The 19,308-nt window shown below is 71.6% G+C and carries 18 protein-coding genes; 15 read left to right on the top strand and 3 right to left on the bottom strand.

Annotated elements, in window-relative coordinates; genetic code table 11:
- Positions 1-95 precede the first annotated feature (95 nt).
- From aroC to aroQ, 4 genes are read left to right on the top strand one after another with little or no spacing between them, the layout of a single operon-like run.
- On the top strand, positions 96-1,301 hold the full coding sequence (gene aroC, locus G6N25_RS00520; protein WP_083074258.1) for a chorismate synthase: 1,206 nt from the start codon (positions 96-98) through the stop codon (positions 1,299-1,301).
- Positions 1,301-1,858 carry a shikimate kinase gene (locus tag G6N25_RS00515; protein ID WP_083074365.1) on the top strand — a complete coding sequence of 186 codons (558 nt, stop codon included), beginning with the start codon at positions 1,301-1,303 and terminating at the stop codon, positions 1,856-1,858. The genes aroC and G6N25_RS00515 overlap by 1 nt, the downstream gene beginning before the upstream one ends.
- Positions 1,855-2,952 (top strand): 3-dehydroquinate synthase, encoded by a 1,098-nt coding sequence (gene aroB, locus G6N25_RS00510; protein ID WP_083074259.1) that lies wholly within the window; start codon positions 1,855-1,857, stop codon positions 2,950-2,952. Before G6N25_RS00515 ends, aroB begins: the two co-directional genes overlap by 4 nt.
- Positions 2,949-3,383 (top strand): type II 3-dehydroquinate dehydratase, encoded by a 435-nt coding sequence (aroQ, locus tag G6N25_RS00505; protein WP_083074260.1) that lies wholly within the window; start codon positions 2,949-2,951, stop codon positions 3,381-3,383. Before aroB ends, aroQ begins: the two co-directional genes overlap by 4 nt.
- A gap of 2 nt (positions 3,384-3,385) precedes the next feature.
- On the opposite strand, the gene G6N25_RS00500 is transcribed toward aroQ, so the two are convergent.
- Positions 3,386-4,063, bottom strand: a complete 678-nt coding sequence (locus tag G6N25_RS00500) for a B-4DMT family transporter (RefSeq protein WP_083074261.1) — start codon at positions 4,061-4,063, stop codon at positions 3,386-3,388.
- Positions 4,064-4,096: 33 nt separating this feature from the next.
- Here G6N25_RS00500 and G6N25_RS00495 point away from each other — a divergent pair, with 33 nt between their 5' ends.
- Genes G6N25_RS00495 through G6N25_RS00480 form a run of 4 tightly spaced genes read left to right on the top strand, consistent with a single transcriptional unit; the run spans position 4,097 to position 9,121 of the window.
- A complete protein-coding gene (locus tag G6N25_RS00495; protein WP_083074262.1) occupies positions 4,097-5,200 on the top strand; it encodes a M24 family metallopeptidase in 1,104 nt (367 codons plus the stop codon).
- Positions 5,201-5,214: 14 nt separating this feature from the next.
- Positions 5,215-5,778 carry an elongation factor P gene (gene efp / locus G6N25_RS00490; protein ID WP_083074263.1) on the top strand — a complete coding sequence of 188 codons (564 nt, stop codon included), beginning with the start codon at positions 5,215-5,217 and terminating at the stop codon, positions 5,776-5,778.
- The gene (gene nusB / locus G6N25_RS00485; protein WP_083074265.1) at positions 5,775-6,275 is read left to right on the top strand and encodes a transcription antitermination factor NusB; all 501 of its coding nucleotides are present in this window, start codon (positions 5,775-5,777) and stop codon (positions 6,273-6,275) included. The genes efp and nusB overlap by 4 nt, the downstream gene beginning before the upstream one ends.
- Positions 6,272-9,121, top strand: coding sequence for an aminotransferase class I/II-fold pyridoxal phosphate-dependent enzyme (locus tag G6N25_RS00480; RefSeq protein ID WP_083074268.1), 2,850 nt, complete (start codon positions 6,272-6,274; stop codon positions 9,119-9,121). The genes nusB and G6N25_RS00480 overlap by 4 nt, the downstream gene beginning before the upstream one ends.
- Here G6N25_RS00480 and G6N25_RS00475 read toward each other — a convergent pair.
- Complete coding sequence (locus tag G6N25_RS00475) at positions 9,102-9,719, bottom strand: TetR/AcrR family transcriptional regulator (RefSeq protein ID WP_083074366.1); 618 nt, start codon at positions 9,717-9,719, stop codon at positions 9,102-9,104. The two genes, G6N25_RS00480 and G6N25_RS00475, sit on opposite strands and share 20 nt — an antisense overlap.
- 83 nt (positions 9,720-9,802) lie before the next feature.
- Here G6N25_RS00475 and G6N25_RS00470 point away from each other — a divergent pair, with 83 nt between their 5' ends.
- From G6N25_RS00470 to G6N25_RS00440, 7 genes are all read left to right on the top strand, one after another.
- Entirely contained in the window at positions 9,803-11,305 is a 1,503-nt protein-coding gene (locus G6N25_RS00470; RefSeq protein WP_083074270.1) for an FAD-dependent oxidoreductase, read from the top strand.
- Positions 11,306-11,428: 123 nt separating this feature from the next.
- The gene (locus G6N25_RS00465) at positions 11,429-12,166 is read left to right on the top strand and encodes a GntR family transcriptional regulator (protein ID WP_083074273.1); all 738 of its coding nucleotides are present in this window, start codon (positions 11,429-11,431) and stop codon (positions 12,164-12,166) included.
- On the top strand, positions 12,163-12,390 hold the full coding sequence (locus tag G6N25_RS00460; protein ID WP_067014183.1) for a 4Fe-4S dicluster domain-containing protein: 228 nt from the start codon (positions 12,163-12,165) through the stop codon (positions 12,388-12,390). The genes G6N25_RS00465 and G6N25_RS00460 overlap by 4 nt, the downstream gene beginning before the upstream one ends.
- A gap of 16 nt (positions 12,391-12,406) precedes the next feature.
- Positions 12,407-13,795 (top strand): ABC transporter substrate-binding protein, encoded by a 1,389-nt coding sequence (locus G6N25_RS00455; RefSeq protein WP_083074274.1) that lies wholly within the window; start codon positions 12,407-12,409, stop codon positions 13,793-13,795.
- Complete coding sequence (locus G6N25_RS00450) at positions 13,792-14,649, top strand: ABC transporter permease (protein WP_083074276.1); 858 nt, start codon at positions 13,792-13,794, stop codon at positions 14,647-14,649. Before G6N25_RS00455 ends, G6N25_RS00450 begins: the two co-directional genes overlap by 4 nt.
- Complete coding sequence (locus G6N25_RS00445; protein WP_083074278.1) at positions 14,646-15,383, top strand: ABC transporter ATP-binding protein; 738 nt, start codon at positions 14,646-14,648, stop codon at positions 15,381-15,383. The genes G6N25_RS00450 and G6N25_RS00445 overlap by 4 nt, the downstream gene beginning before the upstream one ends.
- Positions 15,380-18,064: a fumarate reductase/succinate dehydrogenase flavoprotein subunit gene (locus tag G6N25_RS00440; protein WP_179961637.1), complete on the top strand. Its 2,685-nt coding sequence runs from the start codon at positions 15,380-15,382 to the stop codon at positions 18,062-18,064. Before G6N25_RS00445 ends, G6N25_RS00440 begins: the two co-directional genes overlap by 4 nt.
- On the opposite strand, the gene G6N25_RS00435 is transcribed toward G6N25_RS00440, so the two are convergent.
- Positions 18,031-19,260 (bottom strand): FAD-dependent monooxygenase, encoded by a 1,230-nt coding sequence (locus G6N25_RS00435; RefSeq protein WP_083074282.1) that lies wholly within the window; start codon positions 19,258-19,260, stop codon positions 18,031-18,033. The two genes, G6N25_RS00440 and G6N25_RS00435, sit on opposite strands and share 34 nt — an antisense overlap.
- Positions 19,261-19,308 lie beyond the last annotated feature (48 nt).

Below are 19,308 nucleotides of genomic sequence, written 5' to 3'. Positions count from 1 at the left end.
TGCGTCCACCAGGGTCTCTACTCGTACTTTTGCCTGGTGGGCGCAGAGTCAACGGCGTGAACGGGGCATCGGCCGCGGCGTGGGAAGATGGTCGGGTGTTGAGCTGGATCACCGCCGGGGAGTCGCACGGCCGCGCGTTGGTGGCCGTGGTCGACGGCATGGTCGCCGGCGTGGAGGTCACGTCGACCGACATCGCCGACCAGCTGGCCCGCCGCCGGCTGGGCTACGGTCGCGGCGCGCGGATGGCGTTCGAGCGCGACGCGGTGACCGTGCTGTCCGGGATACGCCATGGCGTCACGCTGGGCGGGCCCATCGCCATCGAGATCGGCAACACCGAATGGCCCAAGTGGGAAACCGTGATGGCCGCCGACCCGGTCGACCCCGCCGACCTGGAAAATTCGGCCCGCAACGCCCCGCTCACCCGGCCCCGGCCAGGCCACGCCGACTACGCGGGCATGCTCAAGTACGGCTTCGACGACGCCCGCCCGGTGCTGGAGCGGGCCAGCGCCCGCGAGACCGCGGCCCGGGTGGCGGCGGGGACCGTCGCGCGGTTGTTTCTGCGTCAGGCGCTGGGCGTCGAGGTGCTCTCCCACGTCATCGCGATCGGCCCGTCGGTGCCCTACGACGGCCCGCCGCCGCGGGCCGAGGACCTGCCCGCCATCGACGCCAGCCCGGTCCGCGCATTCGACAAGGCCGCCGAGAAGTCAATGATCGCCGAGATCGAGGCGGCCAAGAAGGACGGCGACACCCTCGGCGGCGTGGTCGAGGTCGTGGCGCTGGGCCTGCCCGTCGGGCTGGGATCGTTCACCAGCGGCGACAACCGGCTCGACGGCCAGCTGGCCGCCGCCGTCATGGGAATCCAGGCGATCAAGGGCGTCGAGATCGGCGACGGCTTCGAGACCGCACGCCGCCGCGGCAGCCGCGCCCACGACGAGATGTACCCCGGGCCCGACGGCGTCGTCCGCTCGACCAACCGCGCCGGTGGGCTGGAGGGCGGCATGACGAACGGCCAGCCGCTGCGGGTGCGGGCCGCGATGAAGCCCATCTCGACCGTGCCGCGGGCGCTGGCCACCGTCGACATGGCCACCGGCGACGAGGCCGTCGCCATCCACCAGCGCTCCGACGTGTGCGCGGTGCCGGCCGCCGGGGTCGTGGTCGAGACCATGGTGGCGCTGGTGCTGGCCCGCGCGGCGCTGCAGAAGTTCGGCGGCGACTCGCTGGCCGAGACCCGCCGCAACGCCGAGGCGTACCGGCGCGCGGTCGCCGACCGGGAATCCCCGGCCGCGCGGGGTACCGCGTGATGGCGCCCAGGGCGGTACTCGTCGGGCTGCCGGGCTCCGGCAAGTCCACCATCGGGCGGCGGCTGGCCAGGGCGCTCGGGGTCGGCCTGCTCGACACCGACGTGGCGATCGAGCAGCGGACCGGCCGCACCATCGCCGACATCTTCGCCACCGACGGGGAGGCGGAGTTCCGCCGCATCGAGGAGGACGTGGTGCGCGCCGCGCTGGCCGAGCACGACGGCGTGGTGTCGCTCGGCGGCGGAGCCGTCACCAGCCCGGGGGTGCGCGAGGCGCTCGCCGGCCACACCGTCGTCTACCTGGAGATCGGCGCCGCCGAAGGCGTCCGGCGCACCGGCGGCAGCACCGTGCGACCGCTGCTGGCCGGGGGAGACCGCGCGGCGAAATTCAAAGCCCTGGCGGCGGAACGGACCCCGCTCTACCGGCGTGTCGCGACCATCCGGGTCGACACCAACCGGCGCAATCCCGGGGCGGTGGTCCGCTACATTCTTTCTCGCTTGGAGGCTCGCTTGGAGGCGGAGCGGCTGCCGGCACCCAGCCCGAGCCAGGCGGCCACATGACCGGCACCAGCGCACCGGTCACCGTGCGGGTGGCCGTCGAGCCGCCGTACCCGGTGGTGATCGGCACCGGGCTGACGGGCGAGCTGGAAGGCCTGCTCGCCGGCCGGCACCGCGTCGCGATCCTGCACCAGCCGGTGCTGGCGGAAGCCGCCGAGGATATCCGAAACCGCTTGGCCGACAAGGGGATTGACACACACCGCATCGAGATCCCGGACGCCGAGGCCGGCAAGGACCTGCCCGTCGTGGGATTCATCTGGGAAGTGTTGGGCCGCATCGGGATCGGCCGCAAGGACGCCTTGGTCAGCCTCGGCGGCGGCGCGGCCACCGACGTCGCCGGCTTCGCGGCGGCCACCTGGCTGCGCGGCGTCGACATCGTGCACGTGCCCACCACGCTGCTCGGCATGGTCGACGCGGCCGTCGGCGGCAAGACCGGCATCAACACCGAGGCGGGCAAGAACCTGGTCGGCGCGTTCCATCAGCCGCTCGCGGTCCTGGTCGACCTGGCGGCGCTGAAAACGTTGCCGCGCAACGAACTCGTCGCCGGGATGGCCGAGGTGGTCAAGGCGGGGTTCATCGCCGACCCGGTGATCCTGGACCTCATCGAGTCCGACCCGCGGGCCGCGCTGGACCCGGCGGGCGACGTGCTGCCGGAGCTGATCCGGCGCGCCGTCGCGGTCAAGGCGGAGGTCGTCGCCGCCGACGAGAAGGAGTCCGAGCTGCGCGAAATCCTCAACTACGGACACACTTTGGCGCACGCGATCGAGCGCCGGGAGCGCTACCGGTGGCGCCACGGCGCCGCGGTGTCGGTGGGCCTGGTGTTCGCCGCGGAGCTGGCCCGGCTCGCCGGCCGGCTCGACGACGCCACCGCCGAACGGCACCGCAGCATCCTGACCTCGCTCGGCCTGCCGGTCGGCTACGACGCCGACGCGCTGCCGCAGCTGCTGGAATACATGGCCGGGGACAAGAAGACCCGCGCCGGAGTGCTGCGGTTCGTCGTCCTCGACGGGCTGGCCAAGCCGGGCCGGTTGACGGGCCCGGACCCGTCGCTGCTGGCGGCCGCCTATGACGGGCTAGCGGGGCTGGAGGCCCGATGACCGTGCACGTGATCAACGGCCCGAACCTGGGCCGGCTGGGCCGGCGCGAGCCCGACGTGTACGGGGACACGACACACGACCAGCTGGCCGCGCTGATCGAGCGCGAGGCCGCCGCCCTCGGCCTGAAAGCCGTTGTGCGGCAGACCGATGACGAAGCCCAACTGCTGGACTGGATCCATTCGGCCGCCGACGCCGGCGAACCGGTGATCCTCAACGCCGGGGGCCTCACCCACACCTCGGTCGCGCTGCGCGACGCGTGCGCCGAGCTGAGCGCGCCGCTGATCGAGGTGCACATCTCCAATGTGCATGCGCGCGAGGAGTTTCGGCGCCACTCCTACATCAGCCCCGTCGCGACCGGCGTGATCGTCGGGCTGGGAATCCAGGGCTACCTGCTCGCCCTGCGCTACCTGGCCGAGCCGACGACGGGCTAATCCTAGGGCTGATCGGTCTTCGCGTCGTCGTCGGCGGCGGTGGGGATCGCCTCGGTGGGCGCGTCGGGCTGGGCCGTCGCGATCGCCTCGGTGGGCGCGTCGCGCTCGGCGGTCGCGATCGCCGCGGTGTGTTCCTCGGCCTGGGCCCCGGCCGCCGCCTGCGCGGGGATCTCGCCGGTGGGCGCGTCGTCGGCGCGGACCGCGGAGAAGACGTCGGTGTCGGCCCGCTCCTCGTCCGCCGCGGCCTCGCGGCGGGGCGGCGGATTGCGGTCCACCTGCCAGCGGCCGGCGGTCACCCCGATGATCCCCGGCAGGAAGACGATGAGCGCGGTGAACGCCGCGAACGTCGTCACCTCATTGATCAGGCCCCCGGTGTACAGGGCCGTGTACACCAGCGCGATGAGCCAGGAGACGGCGCCGCTGAGGAACCCCGCGACCAGGCCGGCCAGCAGCCAGGTCATCGCCAGATCCTCGCGGCGATCCGGATCCGGGTGTGCCACGGCGTCGGCTCGGCCGTCGATCACCCCCCACACGGCGACGCCGATCACGAACAGAAGCAGCAGCAGCACACTGATCAGCCCGGCCTGCGTCTGCCAGGCGTTGATCAGTGCCCCTTGAAACAAACGGACGACGACCATGGCCGCGGCAAACGCCAGTCCGCGCAGCATCCAGTTCCTCATGGAGGGAAAGCGTAGCGAGTACCGTCAAGAGCCGTGACATATTCCCAGCGTCGATACAATCTGAAAGCGCACATCGGGGGCAGCGGGCTGGACGCGATGCTGGTCACGGACCTGGTCAACGTGCGATACCTGTCGGGATTCACCGGATCGAACGGCGCGTTGCTGGTGTTCGCCGACGACCGCGCCCCCGTGCTGGCCACCGACGGCCGCTACCGCACCCAGGCCGCGGAGCAGGCACCCGACCTCGAGGTCGCCATCGAGCGGGCCGTCGGGCGCTACCTGGCGGGGTGGGCCGCCGACGCGGACGTGGGGAAGCTGGGTTTCGAAAGCAACGCCGTCACCGTCGACGGCTTCGACGCGCTGACCTGCGCGGTGGAGGAGCGCGGGGGGGCGACCGAGCTGGTGCGGGCCGCCGGAACCGTGGAGGCGCTGCGCGAGGTCAAGGACGCCGGCGAGGTGGCGCTGCTGCGGCTGGCCTGCGAGGCGGCCGACGCCGCGCTGACCGATCTGATGGCCCGCGGCGGCCTGCGGGCGGGCCGGTCGGAACGGGAGGTGAGCCGCGAGCTGGATTCCCTGATGCTCGACCACGGCGCGGACGCGGTCTCGTTCGAGACGATCGTGGCCGCCGGGCCGAACTCGGCGATCCCGCACCACCGCCCGACCGACGCGGTGCTGGAGGACGGCGATTTCGTCAAGATCGACTTCGGCGCGCTGGTCGCCGGCTACCACTCCGACATGACGCGCACGTTCGTCCTCGGCAAGGCTGGTAAAGCCGCGGCCTGGCAGCTCGAGATCTATCAGCTGGTCGCCGAGGCGCAGCGGGCCGGCCGGGAGGCGCTGAAGCCCGGCGCCGGCCTGCGCGACGTGGACGCGGCGGCCCGCCGGCTGATCGCCGACGCCGGCTACGGCGAGCAGTTCGGCCACGGCCTGGGGCACGGCGTGGGCCTGGAGATCCACGAAGCGCCGGGGATCGGGGCCACCTCCGCCGGTACACTGCTTGCGGGCTCCGTCGTGACCGTGGAGCCCGGCGTCTATTTACCCGGCCGCGGTGGTGTCCGCATCGAGGACACCTTGGTAGTGGCCGGTGAAAACCCAGAACTGCTGACCCGGTTCCCCAAGGAACTGGCCATCCTGTAGGAGACATACCGACCGTGGCAACGACTGCCGACTTCAAGAACGGACTGGTGCTGGCGATCGACGGCCAGCTGTGGCAGATCGTCGAGTTTCAGCACGTCAAACCGGGCAAGGGCCCGGCGTTCGTGCGCACCAAGCTCAAGAACGTGCTCTCGGGCAAGGTCGTCGACAAGACGTACAACGCCGGGGTGAAGGTGGACACCGCCACCGTCGACCGCCGCGATGCCACCTACCTGTACCGCGACGGCTCCGACTTCGTGTTCATGGACAGCGCGGACTACGAGCAGCACCCGCTGCCGGAGTCGCTGGTCGGCGACGCCGCCCGCTTCCTGCTGGAGGGGCTGCCCGTGCAGGTGGCGTTCCACAACGGTGCGCCGCTGTACCTCGAGCTGCCGGTGACCGTCGAACTCGTGGTCACCCACACCGAGCCTGGCCTGCAGGGCGACCGGTCCAGCGCGGGCACCAAGCCGGCGACCGTGGAGACCGGTGCCGAGCTCCAGGTGCCGTTGTTCATCAACACCGGCGACAAGCTGAAGGTGGACTCCCGTGACGGCAGCTACCTGGGACGCGTCAACGCGTGAGCAGGCCCGTTAAGGGGCGCCATCAGGCCCGCAAGCGTGCCGTCGACCTGTTGTTCGAGGCCGAGGCCCGCGGGCTGAGCCCGGCGGAGGTCGTCGACGGCCGTACCGCGTTGGCCGGCGCGAATCCCGATGTGGCGCCGCTCAATCCCTACACCGCCGCGGCGGCCCTCGGAGTGGCCGCGCACAGCGCTCATATCGATGACCTGCTCAGCTCGCACCTGCAGGGCTGGACGCTGGACCGGCTGCCCGCGGTGGACCGGGCGATCCTGCGGGTCGCGGTGTGGGAGCTGCTCTACGGTGACGACGTGCCGGAGCCGGTCGCCGTCGACGAGGCCGTGCAGCTGGCCAAGGAGCTGTCCACCGACGAGTCGCCGGCCTTCGTCAACGGGGTGCTGGGCCAGGTCATGCTGGTGACGCCGCAGATCCGGGCGGCTGCGCAAGCGGTCCGCGAGCAGGGGCACAATAGCGGCTACCCGCAAGGACAGGTGACGACATGAACCGAGACAGTGTCCGCCCGCGGCGGCTTCGCGTGTCCGCGCTCGCGGCGGTCGCCAACCCGTCGTACACGCGCCTGGACACCTGGAACCTGCTCGACGACGCGTGCCGCCGCCTCGCCGAGGTCGACCTCGCCGGCCTGGACAAGACCCACGACATCGCCAAGGTCACGCGGCTGATGGACCGCATCGGCGCCTACGAACGGTACTGGCTGTACCCGGGCGCGGCGAACCTGGCGACCTTCCGCGCCCACCTGGAAAGCCTGTCGACGGTCCGGCTCGCCGAGGAGGTGTCGCTGGCCGTGCGGCTGCTGAGCGAATACGGCGACCGGACGGCGCTGTTCGACACCTCGGCGTCGCTGGCCGAGCAGGAGCTGGTCGCGCAGGCCAAGAAGCAGCAGTTCTACACGGTGCTGCTCGCCGACGACGCCGCGGCGACGGCCCCCGACAGCCTGGCCGAATGCCTGCGGGCGCTGCGCAACCCGGCCGACGAGGTGCAGTACGAGCTGCTGGTGGTGCCCAGCATCGAGGACGCCATCACCGCGGTCGCGCTGAACGGCGAGATCCAGGCGGCGATCGTCCGCCACGACCTGCCGCTGCGGTCCCGCGACCGGGTGCCGTTGATGAACACCCTGCTGGGGTGCGGCGACTGCGACGACGTGGTGGCTGACGGCACCCAGGACTGGGTCGAGTGCGCCGAATGGATCAGGGAGCTGCGGCCGCACATCGACCTCTATCTGCTCACCGACGAGTCGATCGCCGCGGAGACCGAGGACGAGCCCGACGTCTACGACCGCACGTTCTACCGGCTCAACGACGTCACCGACCTGAACAGCACCGTGCTCGCGGGCCTGCGGAACCGTTACGCCACACCGTTTTTCGACGCCCTGCGGGCCTACGCGTCGGCTCCCGTCGGCCAATTCCACGCGCTTCCCGTCGCGCGGGGCGCCAGCATCTTCAACTCGAAGTCGTTGCAGGACATGGGCGAGTTCTACGGCCGCAACATCTTCATGGCCGAGACGTCGACCACCTCCGGCGGGCTCGACTCGCTGCTGGACCCGCACGGCAACATCAGGGCCGCGATGAACAAGGCGGCCGTGACCTGGAACGCCAACCACACCTATTTCGTCACCAACGGGACCTCGACCGCCAACAAGATCGTCGTGCAGGCCCTGACCCGCCCGGGCGACATCGTGCTCATCGACCGCAACTGCCACAAGTCGCATCACTACGGCCTGGTGCTCGCCGGGGCCTACCCGCTGTACCTGGACGCCTACCCGCTGCCGCAGTACGCGATCTACGGGGCCGTGTCGCTGCACACCATCAAGAAGGCGCTGCTGGACCTGGAGGCCGCCGGGCAGCTGCACCGGGTGCGGATGCTGCTGCTCACCAACTGCACCTTCGACGGCGTCGTCTACAACCCGCGCCGCGTGATGGAGGAGGTGCTGGCCATCAAGCCGGACATCTGCTTCCTGTGGGACGAGGCCTGGTACGCGTTCGCGACCGCGGTGCCCTGGGCCCGGCAGCGGACCGCGATGGTGTCCGCCGAGCGCCTCGAGCAGATGCTGGCGTCCCCGGAATACGCCGCGGAATACCGGGATTGGGCCACGGAGATCGAGGGGGTCGACCGGTCCGGGTGGCTCGACCGCCGGCTGCTTCCCGACCCCGCCCGCGCGCGGGTGCGGGTGTACGCGACGCACTCCACGCACAAGTCGCTGTCGGCGCTGCGGCAGGCGTCGATGATCCACATCCGCGACCAGGATTTCAAGGCGCTCACCCGCGACGCGTTCGCCGAGGCGTTTTTGACCCACACCTCGACGTCGCCCAACCAGCAGCTGCTCGCGTCGCTGGACCTGGCGCGCCGGCAGGTCGACATCGAGGGCTTCGAGCTGGTCCGCAACGTCTACAACATGGCGCTGGTCTTCCGGCACCGGGTGCGCAAGGACCGGCTGATCAGCAAGTGGTTCCGCATCCTCGACGAGTCCGACCTGGTGCCCGACGAGTTCCGGGCGTCGTCGGTCAGCTCGTACCGGCAGGTCAGGCAGGGCGCCCTGGCCGAGTGGAACGAGGCGTGGCGGTCCGACCAGTTCGTGCTGGACGCGACGCGGGTCACCCTGTTCGTCGGCAAGACCGGGATGAACGGCTACGACTTCCGCGAGAAGATCCTGATGGAGCGGTTCGGCATCCAGATCAACAAGACCTCGATCAACAGCGTGCTGCTGATCTTCACCATCGGGGTCACCTGGTCGAGCGTGCACTACCTGCTCGACGTGCTGCGGCGGATCGCGACCGACTTCGAGCGCAGCCAGAGCGTCGGCGGCAAGGACGACCGCGCGCTGCAGCAGCGCCGCGTCGAGGAGATCACCGAGGACCTGCCGCACCTGCCCGACTTCAGCGAATTCGACATCGCCTTCCGGCCCGTCGACGCCGGCAGGTTCGGCGACATGCGGTCGGCCTTCTACGCCGGATACGAGGAGTCCGACCGCGAGCACGTGCTGATCGGCAACGCCGGGCGGCGGCTGGCCGAGGGCAAGACCCTGGTGTCCACCACCTTCGTGGTGCCCTACCCGCCCGGCTTCCCGGTGCTGGTCCCGGGCCAGGTGGTGTCCAAGGAGATCGTCTATTTCCTCGCCCAGCTCGACGTCAAGGAGATCCACGGCTACAACCCCGACCTCGGGTTGTCGGTGTTCACCGAGGCGGCGCTGGCGCGCATGGAGGCCCAGCGGAACGCGGCGACGGCCGCGGTCGGGTCCGCGTACCCGCCTTTCGAGCTGCCCGCCGATGCGTCCGCTGCCTCCGCTGCCTCCGCCGGGAATGGGGCCGCCGAGGCTACGCGGGCCGCCCGTTGAGCGCGCGGTAGACGAAATCGGTCAGCGCGTCGATCGCCTCGTCGTCGTCGACGTGGCCGTCGCCGAACCGGCCGCCCGAAACCCGCCAGTGTGACCCGAATCCGTCCAGCAACCCGGCGAACATCGCCAGGACTACGTCCGGGCGGGCCGGCAGCGTGCGGCCGGCGGCGGTGATGGGGTCGAGGTGGTCGCGAATGTGGCCGATGTCGCGGTCCATGATGGCCTGCACCTGGGCGCCGAACTCGGCGTTCACCAGCGCCGCCTGGCGGAGCGCGGTCAGCACCACGGCGTGGCGGGTGTGGAAGCGCCAGTATGCCGCGACATGCCAGCGCACGGCGGCGCGGTCGGTGAAGTCCCCGCTGTGCCGGGAGTCCGCGGCGGCGACATCCCGGTCGCTCTCGGCGAGCAGGTCCGCCAGCAGCCCCCTGAGCAGGTCTTCCTTGCCGCCGAAGTGGTTGTAGAACGATCCGGCGGCCCGGCCCGCCTCGGCGGTGATGTCGGTGATCTTGGTGTTCAGGTAGCCCTTCTGCGCGAACACCCGCCGGGCGGCCTCCTTGAGCGCGGCCTCGGTGCCGGCGGCCCGTTCCACGCGTTTCACGCCCACCTCCTTGACAGGAAAGTTAGCACCCGCGCAGACTGAATCAAGATTCACTGAATTAAGATTCGATCGAAGGGGCGTCAATGGACACACAGGTGCTCGTCGTCGGGGCCGGGCCTACCGGGCTCACCCTGGCTCTCGACCTGGCCCGCCGCGGAATCGACGTCCGCGTCGTCGACCGGGCGGAGCGGTTCCCGCCCGGCTCCCGCGGTGACGGCCTGCAGCCGCGCACGCTGGAGGTCTTCGAAGACCTCGGCGTCCTCGACGAGGTGTTCGCCGCCGGCATCGCCGAGCCGCCGATGCGCATCTACGACGGCGGGTCGGTGGTGTGGGAAGGCCGGATGGCCGAGCCGGAGCCGCCCCGCCCGGACACGCCCTACCCGAACGCCTGGTTCGTGCCGCAGTGGCGCACCGAGGAGATCCTGCGGTCCGCGCTGTCGGGCCACGGCGTCGACGTGCGGCTGGGCGCCGAGGCGGTGGCGGTCGAGCAGGACGCGGCCGCGGTGACGGTTCGCCTGCGCACCGGCGAGACGCTGCGGGCCGCCTACCTGGTCGGCGCGGACGGCGGGCGCAGCACGGTGCGCCGTCGGCTGGGGATCCCCTTCCTCGGCGCGACCGACGAGCGGGTGCGCATGCTGCTGGCCGACGTGCGCGTCGAGGGCCTGGACCACGACCACGGGCACGGCTGGATGCTGGACGGCTCCTTCTTCGGCTTCACCCCGCTTGCCGGGGGCGCCGACACCTTCGTGCTGAGCACCATGGCGCCCGGCGTGGAGCCGAGCCTGCCCGGGCTGCAGGCCACCCTGGACGCCGTGTCGCGGCGCACCGACGTCCGGTTGCGCGAGCTGACGTGGTCCACCGTATGGCGGTCGAATGTGCGCATGGCGCAACGGTTTCGGGCCGGACGGGCGTTCCTGGCCGGCGACGCGGCGCACGTGCACCCGCCGACCGGGGGGCAGGGGCTCAACACCGGCGTGCAGGACGCCTACAACCTCGGCTGGAAGCTGGCCGCCGCGCTGACAAAGGCTGCCCCGGATGCCGAGGCGCTGCTGGACAGCTACCAGGCCGAGCGGCTTCCCGTCGCCGCCCGGGTGCTCGGGATCAGCACCGAGCTGATGGACAAGGCCGTGCGCGGCAGCGACGACGCGCTCGAGCGCGGCGAACACACCCGGCAACTGGACCTGAGCTACCGCGACGGGCCGCTCACCCTCGACGACGGTTGCAGCGCCACGCTTTCCGCCGGTGACCGCGCGCCCGACGCGCCAGGCCCGCGGGCAAACGGTGACCCGGCGCGGCTGTTCACGCTGTTCGCCGGCCCCCACTGGACGCTGCTGCGCTTCGGCGGCGACGCGCCGAGCCTGGACCACGGCGCGGTCCGCTCCCACCGGGTCGGCGGCGACCCGCACGTCCAGCGGGCCTATCGGCTCCGGGACGGCGCGGCCGTGCTCGTCCGCCCGGATGGCCACATCGGCGCCATCACCACCCGCCAGGCCGCGCTGGAGGCCTACGCGGACCGGCTGCTGCCCCACGGAAGTTCCGCTCATCCGGATCGCAAAGGCGGCTTCTCCGCCAAAGTGGCGCAATAGCCGGGCCGCCGCGGGTTTTGACTGGTCGGCGCCGAATCCGGCCCGGCGCAATAGGCCGGCCCGCCGCCGCGCGCGCCGATCGGCGGCCCCGAATGAGCCCCTGAGCTGCGTTAGCGTGGCGGCGTGGCGCAACCAGTACCGATTGGCGGGCCGCGGGCGGACCGGGCCCGCCGGGTCGCCGACGTGCTGCGCCAGCAGATCCACGCCGACGCCTACCCGGACGGGCTGCCGGCCGAGCTCGAATTGGCGGCCGAATTCTCGGTGTCCCGCAACACCATTCGCGAGGCGCTCGCCGTCCTCAAACACGAGGGACTGATCGACCGCGGCCCCAAGGTCGGCACCCACGTCGCGCAGCGCAAGTACTCCCACGGGCTCGACGCGCTGCTGGGCCTGAAGGAAACCTTCAAAAATCTCGGCGAGGTCCGCAACGAGGTGCGGGCCGCCATGCCGGTGACCGCGCCGCCCTCGGTGGCCCGCCGGTTGCGGCTGCGACCCGGCGACCAGGCGGTGTTCGTCGAGCGGCTGCGCTACCTCGGCGACCTGCCGCTCAGCCTCGACCTGACCTACCTGGCGCCGGACATCGGAACGTCGATCCTGGACCATCCGCTGGAGACCAACGATCTGTTCGCGCTCATCGAGCAGGTGAGCGGGCAGCGGCTGGGCTCGGCGTCGCTGGCGCTGGAGGCGATCCCCGCCGACGCGCACTCGGCGGCCACGCTGCAGGTGCCCGACGGGGCGGCGCTGCTGATGCTGGAGCGGCTCACCAGCCTCGACGACGGCAGACCCGTCGACCTGGAGTACATCCGGATGCGTGGCGATCGAATCACCATGCGCGGCAGCCTGATCAGGAGCAAGCCATAACGCTGGTCAACCACCGCGCCGACGTGCCCGTGACGATCGACGAGTCGCTGTGCATCGACGGCTGCACCCTGTGTGTCGAGGTCTGTCCGCTGGACGCGCTGGCCATCGATCCCGACACCGGCAAGGCCTTCATGCACGTCGACGAATGCTGGTACTGCGGGCCGTGCGCGGCCCGCTGCCCGACGGGCGCCGTCACGGTCAACATGCCCTATCTCCTCCGCTGAAACACGAAGAGCCGCAATGAAACGACACGCCCTCCGGCTGGTGTCGGCGGTGATCGCGGTCGCCGCGGTCGCCACCGGCTGCTCGCTGGAATCCCTTTCGCAGTCCTCCGGTGTGGTCAACGTCGTGGTGGGATACCAGTCGAAGACCATCAACACCGTCACCGCGGGCACGCTGCTGCGCGCGCAGGGCTACCTGGAGCACCGGCTCGCCGACATCACCGCCCGCACCGGCACCAAATACGCGGTGCGGTGGCAGGATTACGACACCGGCGCGCCGATCACCGCGCAGATGCTCGCCGAGAAGATCGACATCGGCTCGATGGGTGACTACCCGATGCTGATCAACGGCTCCAAGACGCAGGCCAACCCGCTGGCCCGCACCGAGATGGTGTCGGTCACCGGCTACAACCCCAAGGGCGCGCTGAACATGGTGGTGGTGGCGCCGGGTTCGTCGGCGGCCACGCTAGCCGACCTGGCCGGCGCCAAGGTCTCGGCCAGCGTGGGCTCGGCCGGCCACGGCACGCTGGTCCGCGCGCTGGCCCGGGCGGGGATCACCGGTGTCGAGGTGCTCAACCAGCAGCCGCAGATCGGCGCGTCCGCGCTGGAATCCGGCCAGGTGCAAGGGCTTTCGCAATTCGTCGCCTGGCCCGGGCTGCTGGTCTACCAGGGCAAGGCCAAACTGCTCTATGACGGGGCCGAGCTGAACCTGCCGACCCTGCACGGCGTGGTGGTGCGGCGCTCGTACGCGTCGGCCCACCCGGAGGTGCTCGCGGCGTTCCTGCAGGCGCAGCTGGACGCCACCGATTTCCTCAACCGCAAGCCGCTGGAGGCCGCCCGCATCGTCGCCCAGGGCAGCGGTCTGCCCCAGGAGGTGGTCTACCTCTACAACGGGCCCGGCGGCACGTCGTTCGACACCACGCTCAAGCCGTCGCTGGCCGACGCCCTGAAAAGCGATGTGCCCTACCTGAAGTCGATCGGCGACTTCGCCGACCTCGACATCGGGAAGTTCATCGTGGACGAGCCGCTGCGCGCGGTGTTCGCCGCCCGCGGGCGCAACTACGACGCGGCCCGGGCGGCCACCGCCAACCCGTCGGCGCTGTCCGGCGACCCCGCGCTGGCGAGCGAGCTGTGGCTGGACGGATCGGACGCGACCCAGACGGTCGCCAACCCCGCCGCCCTGCTGCGCGCGATCGCCGACGCGACCGCCCACGGCGCCAGGGTCCGCGCGGCCTACGTCCCCGACGCCGAGCTGGGCACCCGCTGGTTCGCCGACAAGGCGGCCTGGGTGCGAGACGGCCAGAAATTCCTGCCCTTCGGCACCCCGGCCGGGGCCCGTCGTTATCTCGCCGCGCATCCCGGCAGCGTCGCCGTGGATTACCAACAGGCACTGGGAGGTTCGGTATGACTACCCAAGTGGTGTCCGACCACGTTCTGGACACGGTCCCGGCGCCCGCGCCGGCGCCACCCCGCCGGCCGGCCTCGCCGTGGCGGTCGTGGCTGGTGCGGCTGGCGTCGGTGGCCGCCGCGATCGGGCTGTGGCAGCTGCTCACCGCCGGCAAGGTGCGGCTGGTGCTGCGGTTCGACACCTTGCCCACCGTCACCGAGATCGTGAACGCGCTGCACCGCCGGCTCGGCACCTACGACTACTGGCTGGACCTGGCGCAGTCCTTGATCCGCATTCTCACCGGTTTCGGGCTGGCCGCCGTCGTCGGCGTCGCGACCGGGGTGCTGCTGGGCCGTTCCCGGTGGTTCGCCAACACCTTTGGCCCGCTGACGGAGTTGGTCAGGCCCGTTCCCGCCATCGCGATGGTGCCGGTGGCGATCCTGCTGTTCCCGACCGACGAGGCCGGGATCGTGTTCATCACCTTCCTCGCCGCGTACTTCCCGATCCTGGTCAGCACCCGGCACGCGGTGCGGGCGCTGCCCACGCTGTGGGAGGACTCGGTGCGCACCCTCGGCGGCGGCCGGTGGGACGTGCTGAGCCGGGTGGTGCTGCCGGGCATCCTGCCGGGGGTGTTCGGCGGCCTGTCGGTCGGCATGGGCGTGGCGTGGATCTGCGTGATCTCGGCGGAGATGATCTCCGGGCGGCTCGGCGTCGGCTACCGCACCTGGCAGGACTACACCGTGCTGGCCTACCCGCAGGTGTTCGTCGGCATCATCACCATCGGCGTGCTCGGGTTCGTGACGGCCGCGGCCGTCGAGCTGGTGGGCCGCCGCGTGACGCGCTGGCTGCCGCGCGCGCAGGAGGGCCAGCGATGACCGCGATGAGCCTCGAACTGGATCGGGTTCGGTTGTCCTACACCGGGGTTCCGGTGATCGACGGCCTGAGCCTGGCGGTGCGGCCGGGGGAGATCCTGGTGCTCACCGGGCCGTCGGGGTGCGGCAAGTCGACGGTGCTGCGCGCGCTGGCCGGCCTGCTGTCGCCCGACGGCGGCCGGGTGCTGGCCGACGGCGTCGAGGTCACCAGCACGTCGGGCGACCGCGGCGTGGTGTTCCAGGACAACGCGCTGCTGCCGTGGCGCACGGTGCGGTCCAACATCGAACTGGCGCTGCGGCTTCGGGGTGAGCCCCGCGCCACCCGGCGCGCGGCGGCCGAGCGCTGGATCGACGAGCTCGGGCTCACCGGCTTCGGGCACTACCTGCCCAAGAGCCTGTCCGGCGGGATGCGCCAGCGCGTCCAGCTGGCCCGCGGCCTGGCCGGCGCGCCGCGCGCGGTGATGATGGACGAGCCGTTCGGGGCGCTGGACACCCAAACCCGGGCCGCGATGCAGCGGCTGCTCATCGACACCTGGCGCACCCATCCGACCACCATCGTCTTCGTCACCCACGACGTCGACGAGGCGCTGGCGCTGGGGGACCGGATCGTCGTGCTGGGCCGCGCCGGTGAGCCGATACGCGCGTCGATCGACGTGCCCGACCCCCGAAGCGGGCCGCCCGCCGACGGGTTGCGCGCGGAAATCATTGCCGCGCTGGATCATTCGGTGGCCGCATGATGGACATTCCCGATCTGGCGCCGGCCCGCCTCGACTGCGACGTGCTGGTCATCGGCGGCGGCACCGCGGGCACCATGGCGGCCCTGTCCGCCGCCGAGCACGGCGCGCGGGTGCTGCTGCTGGAGAAGGCCCACGTGCGGCACTCCGGCGCGCTGGCGATGGGCATGGACGGCGTCAACAACGCCGTCATCCCCGGCAAGGCCGAACCGGAGGACTACGTCGCCGAGATCACCCGCGCCAACGACGGAATCGTCAACCAGCGCACCGTCTATCAGACCGCCACCCGCGGGTTCGCCATGGTCCAGCGGCTGGAGCGCTACGGGGTGAAGTTCGAGAAGGACGAGCACGGCGAGTACGCGGTGCGCCGGGTGCACCGCTCGGGCTCCTACGTGCTGCCCATGCCGGAGGGCAAGGACGTCAAGAAGGCGCTGTACCGGGTGCTGCGGCAACGCTCGATGCGGGAGAGGATCCGCATCGAGAACCGGCTGATGCCGGTGCGGGTGCTGGTTCAGGACGGCCGCGCCGTCGGCGCCGCCGCGCTGCAGACGCGCACCGGCGAGTTCGTCGCCGTCGGCGCCAAGGCGGTGATCCTGGCGACCGGGGCGTGCGGGCGGCTCGGCCTGCCCGCGTCGGGCTACCTGTACGGCACCTACGAGAACCCGACCAACGCCGGCGACGGGTACGCGATGGCCTACCACGCGGGCGCGGAGTTGTCGGGAATCGAGTGCTTCCAGGTCAATCCGCTGATCAAGGACTACAACGGGCCGGCCTGCGCGTACGTGGCCAACCCGTTCGGCGGCTACCAGGTCAACGCGCACGGCGAGCGGTTCGTCGACTCCGACTACTGGTCGGGGCAGATGATGGCCGAGGTCAAGAGCGAGATCGACTCCGCCCGCGGGCCGATCTACCTCAAGGTGTCGCACCTGTCCGACGAGACGCTGACCGCGCTGGAGAACATCCTGCACACCACCGAACGGCCCACCCGCGGCACCTTCCACGCCAACCGCGGCCACGACTACCGCACCCACGACGTGGAGATGCACATCTCCGAGATCGGCTTGTGCAGCGGCCATTCCGCGTCCGGGGTCTGGGTCGACGAGCACGCCCGCACCACGGTGCCCGGGCTGTACGCCGCCGGCGACCTCGCCTGCGTCCCGCACAACTACATGATCGGCGCGTTCGTCTTCGGCGACCTCGCCGGCACGCACGCCGCGTCGACTCTTTCGGAAGTGGCCGCGCCACAACGACTCCCGGCCGAACAACTTCGCGCCGCGCACGAGCTGATCTATCGCCCGCTGCGCCATCCGGACGGGCCGCCGCAGCCGCAGGTCGAATACAAGCTGCGGCGGTTCGTCAACGACTATGTGGCGCCGCCGAAGACCGCGGCCAAGCTGTCCCTCGCGGTGCGCGCCTTCGACCGGATGCGCGACGAGATCGCCGAGATGGGCGCCCGCAACCGGCACGAGCTGATGCGCGCCGTCGAGGTGTCGTTCATCCGGGACTGCGCCGAGATGGCCGCCCGGTCCTCGCTCACCCGCACCGAATCGCGCTGGGGCCTCTACCACGACCGCGCCGACCTGCCCGTCCGCGACGACGCCCAATGGGGGTATCACCTCAACCTGCTTCAGGGGCCCGACGGCCGGATGGCGTTCCTGAAGCGGCCGGTGGCACCGTATTTCGTGCCGGTCCCGGAGCTGGACGGCCTGCCGCCCGTCGACCAGACGGTGCACCGGGTGGCGCAGCCGCCGCTGATCGGCGGCCAGGCCCCGGCCACCACGCGGTCCCGAGTCGCCTCGGCCGCAACCGCATTCGAGCCGCCCTCGCCGCGCATCGCCGAGGTGCTGGCCCTCGAGGAGCCGACGATCGCCGGCCTGGGGCCGTATCTGGTCGACCCCGATCCCGGGGTGCGCCGCACCGCGGTGGCCACGCTGGCCGAGCACATTCCGGACGGATACGGGCCCGCCCTGTTCGCGGCGCTGGACGACGCCGACGCCGCGGTGCGCCGCATCGGCGCCGAGGGAATCCGCGAGCTGGTCGAGGTGCTGCCCGACCCCGCCGGCGCCCGGGCATACCTGGGCTCCCGCGACACGCTGGTGCGCGCGGCCGCCGTCTACCTGCTGGCCGCGCGGCGCGCCGGTGACGCCGGCCAATACCGCCGCGCGCTCGACGATCCCGACCACCGGGTGCGGATCGAGGCGGTGCGGGCGCTGGTGTCGGTCGACGACGTCGCCGGGGTCGTCGCGGCCACCGCCGACGAGAACCGGGAGGTCCGCATCGCCGCCGCCGCCGGCCTGGCCACGCTGCGCGGCGGCGGTGACGCCGTGAGCGCGCTGCTCGCCGACCCCGACCCGCTGGTGCGCGCCGCCGCGCTGGCCGCTTTGGGTGAAATCGGTTGCGGAGACGGCGATCTCGATGCCGTCGAACGCGCGCTACGGGCGCCGGCGTGGCAGGTGCGGGAGGGTGCGGCCCGCGCGCTGGCGGGCGCGGCGGCCGAGCCTGCCGTGCCGCTGCTGTCCGGCGCCGTCGCCGACGCGCATCTGGACGTGCGCAAGGCGGCGGTGCTCAGCCTGACCCAATGGGCCGGCGAGCCCGCCGCCCGCGACGCGCTCGCGATCGCGCTCAAGGACGGCGACGCCGACGTGCGGGCCTACGCGCGTCGCGCCTTGGCACAGGGCGGGTAGTCGGGCAGGTTGATGGCGTCGGCGGTGGTGAACCATTTGCGTTCGGCGAGGCCTCGAAACGGCCAGCGCTGCACGTACTTCATCACCAGGATCATGAGGCGAACGTCGAAAGCGGACTTCGGCACGTAGCCGTCGATACCGTTCGGCAGGTTCTGGCATCTGTCGACGTAGGGCCGCATCACCGTGTGGTAGCGATCCAGGGCGGCCGCCAGCCGACCGGCGTCGAGGTCCGCGGCCGGGCCCAGCTCACCGGCCAGGACATAGGCCCCGACCAGCGCCAGGCTGGTGCCCATGCCGCTCAGCGGCGACGCGCAGTAACCCGCGTCGCCGACCAGCGTGAGCCGCCCCGACGACCAGGTGCCCAGGTGAACCTGGGCGAACGCGTCGAAGTAGAAGTCGTCGGCCTCGCGTGCGGCGGCGACCAGGGCATCGGAGCGCCAACCGGCGCCGGTGAACCGGGCGGCCAGCAGTTCCCGTTGCTCGTCGAGGTTACGGCGATCGTAGCGCAGCGGCTCCGAGCGAAATGCCAAGCCCGCCTTGGCCATCGCGGGGTCACGCGATGGGCGCATCGACGCGTTGAGACCACCGGGCGCCACATACATCAGAAACCAACCGTCCAGCACGACGGTGTCCGGCGCGGTGAACCAGGCGTGGTAGCCGCCCAGCGGCCTGACGAACTTCTCCTCGGGTCCGAAGGCCAACCGCCGCACCGCCGAATGCGGGCCGTCGGCCCCGACGACCAGGTCGGCGCGAACCGTGGTGCCGTCGGACAACGTCGCCGCCACAGCGTCGTCCGATTGCGCCAATTCCGTGATGCGGGTGCCGAATCGGTACTCGGTGCCCGCCGCGGCGGCCCGGTACAACACGTCGGCCAGGTCGCCGCGCAGGATCTCGAGCTTGCTGACCACACCGTTGCCGCCGAATGCCTCGACCGGCATCTCGGCACGGCACCGCCCGTCGGCCCCGACCCACCGAATGCCGCGCTGTTCCACGCAGCGGGCGCGCATCTGCTCCAGCAGGCCCATCCGTTCGACGACCGCCCGCCCGGCGCCGCGCAGGTCCACGGTCTGGCCGCCCGGGCGGATGCCGTCGGCGATCTCGACCACCACGACCCGGTAGCCGGCCCGGTCGAGCCAGTACGCCAGGGCGGGACCGGCGATGCCCGCGCCGCTGATCAGAACGGTCGGCTTCGACATGCGACCCAGCCTAGGGGCTACCGCGTGTGCGCGGACGGCTTCGAGTGT

The organism is Mycobacterium heidelbergense (genome assembly GCF_010730745.1).
Taxonomy (GTDB): domain Bacteria; phylum Actinomycetota; class Actinomycetes; order Mycobacteriales; family Mycobacteriaceae; genus Mycobacterium; species Mycobacterium heidelbergense.
Note: the sequence above shows the minus strand (reverse complement) of the source record. Positions and strands in the feature narration are given on the sequence as shown.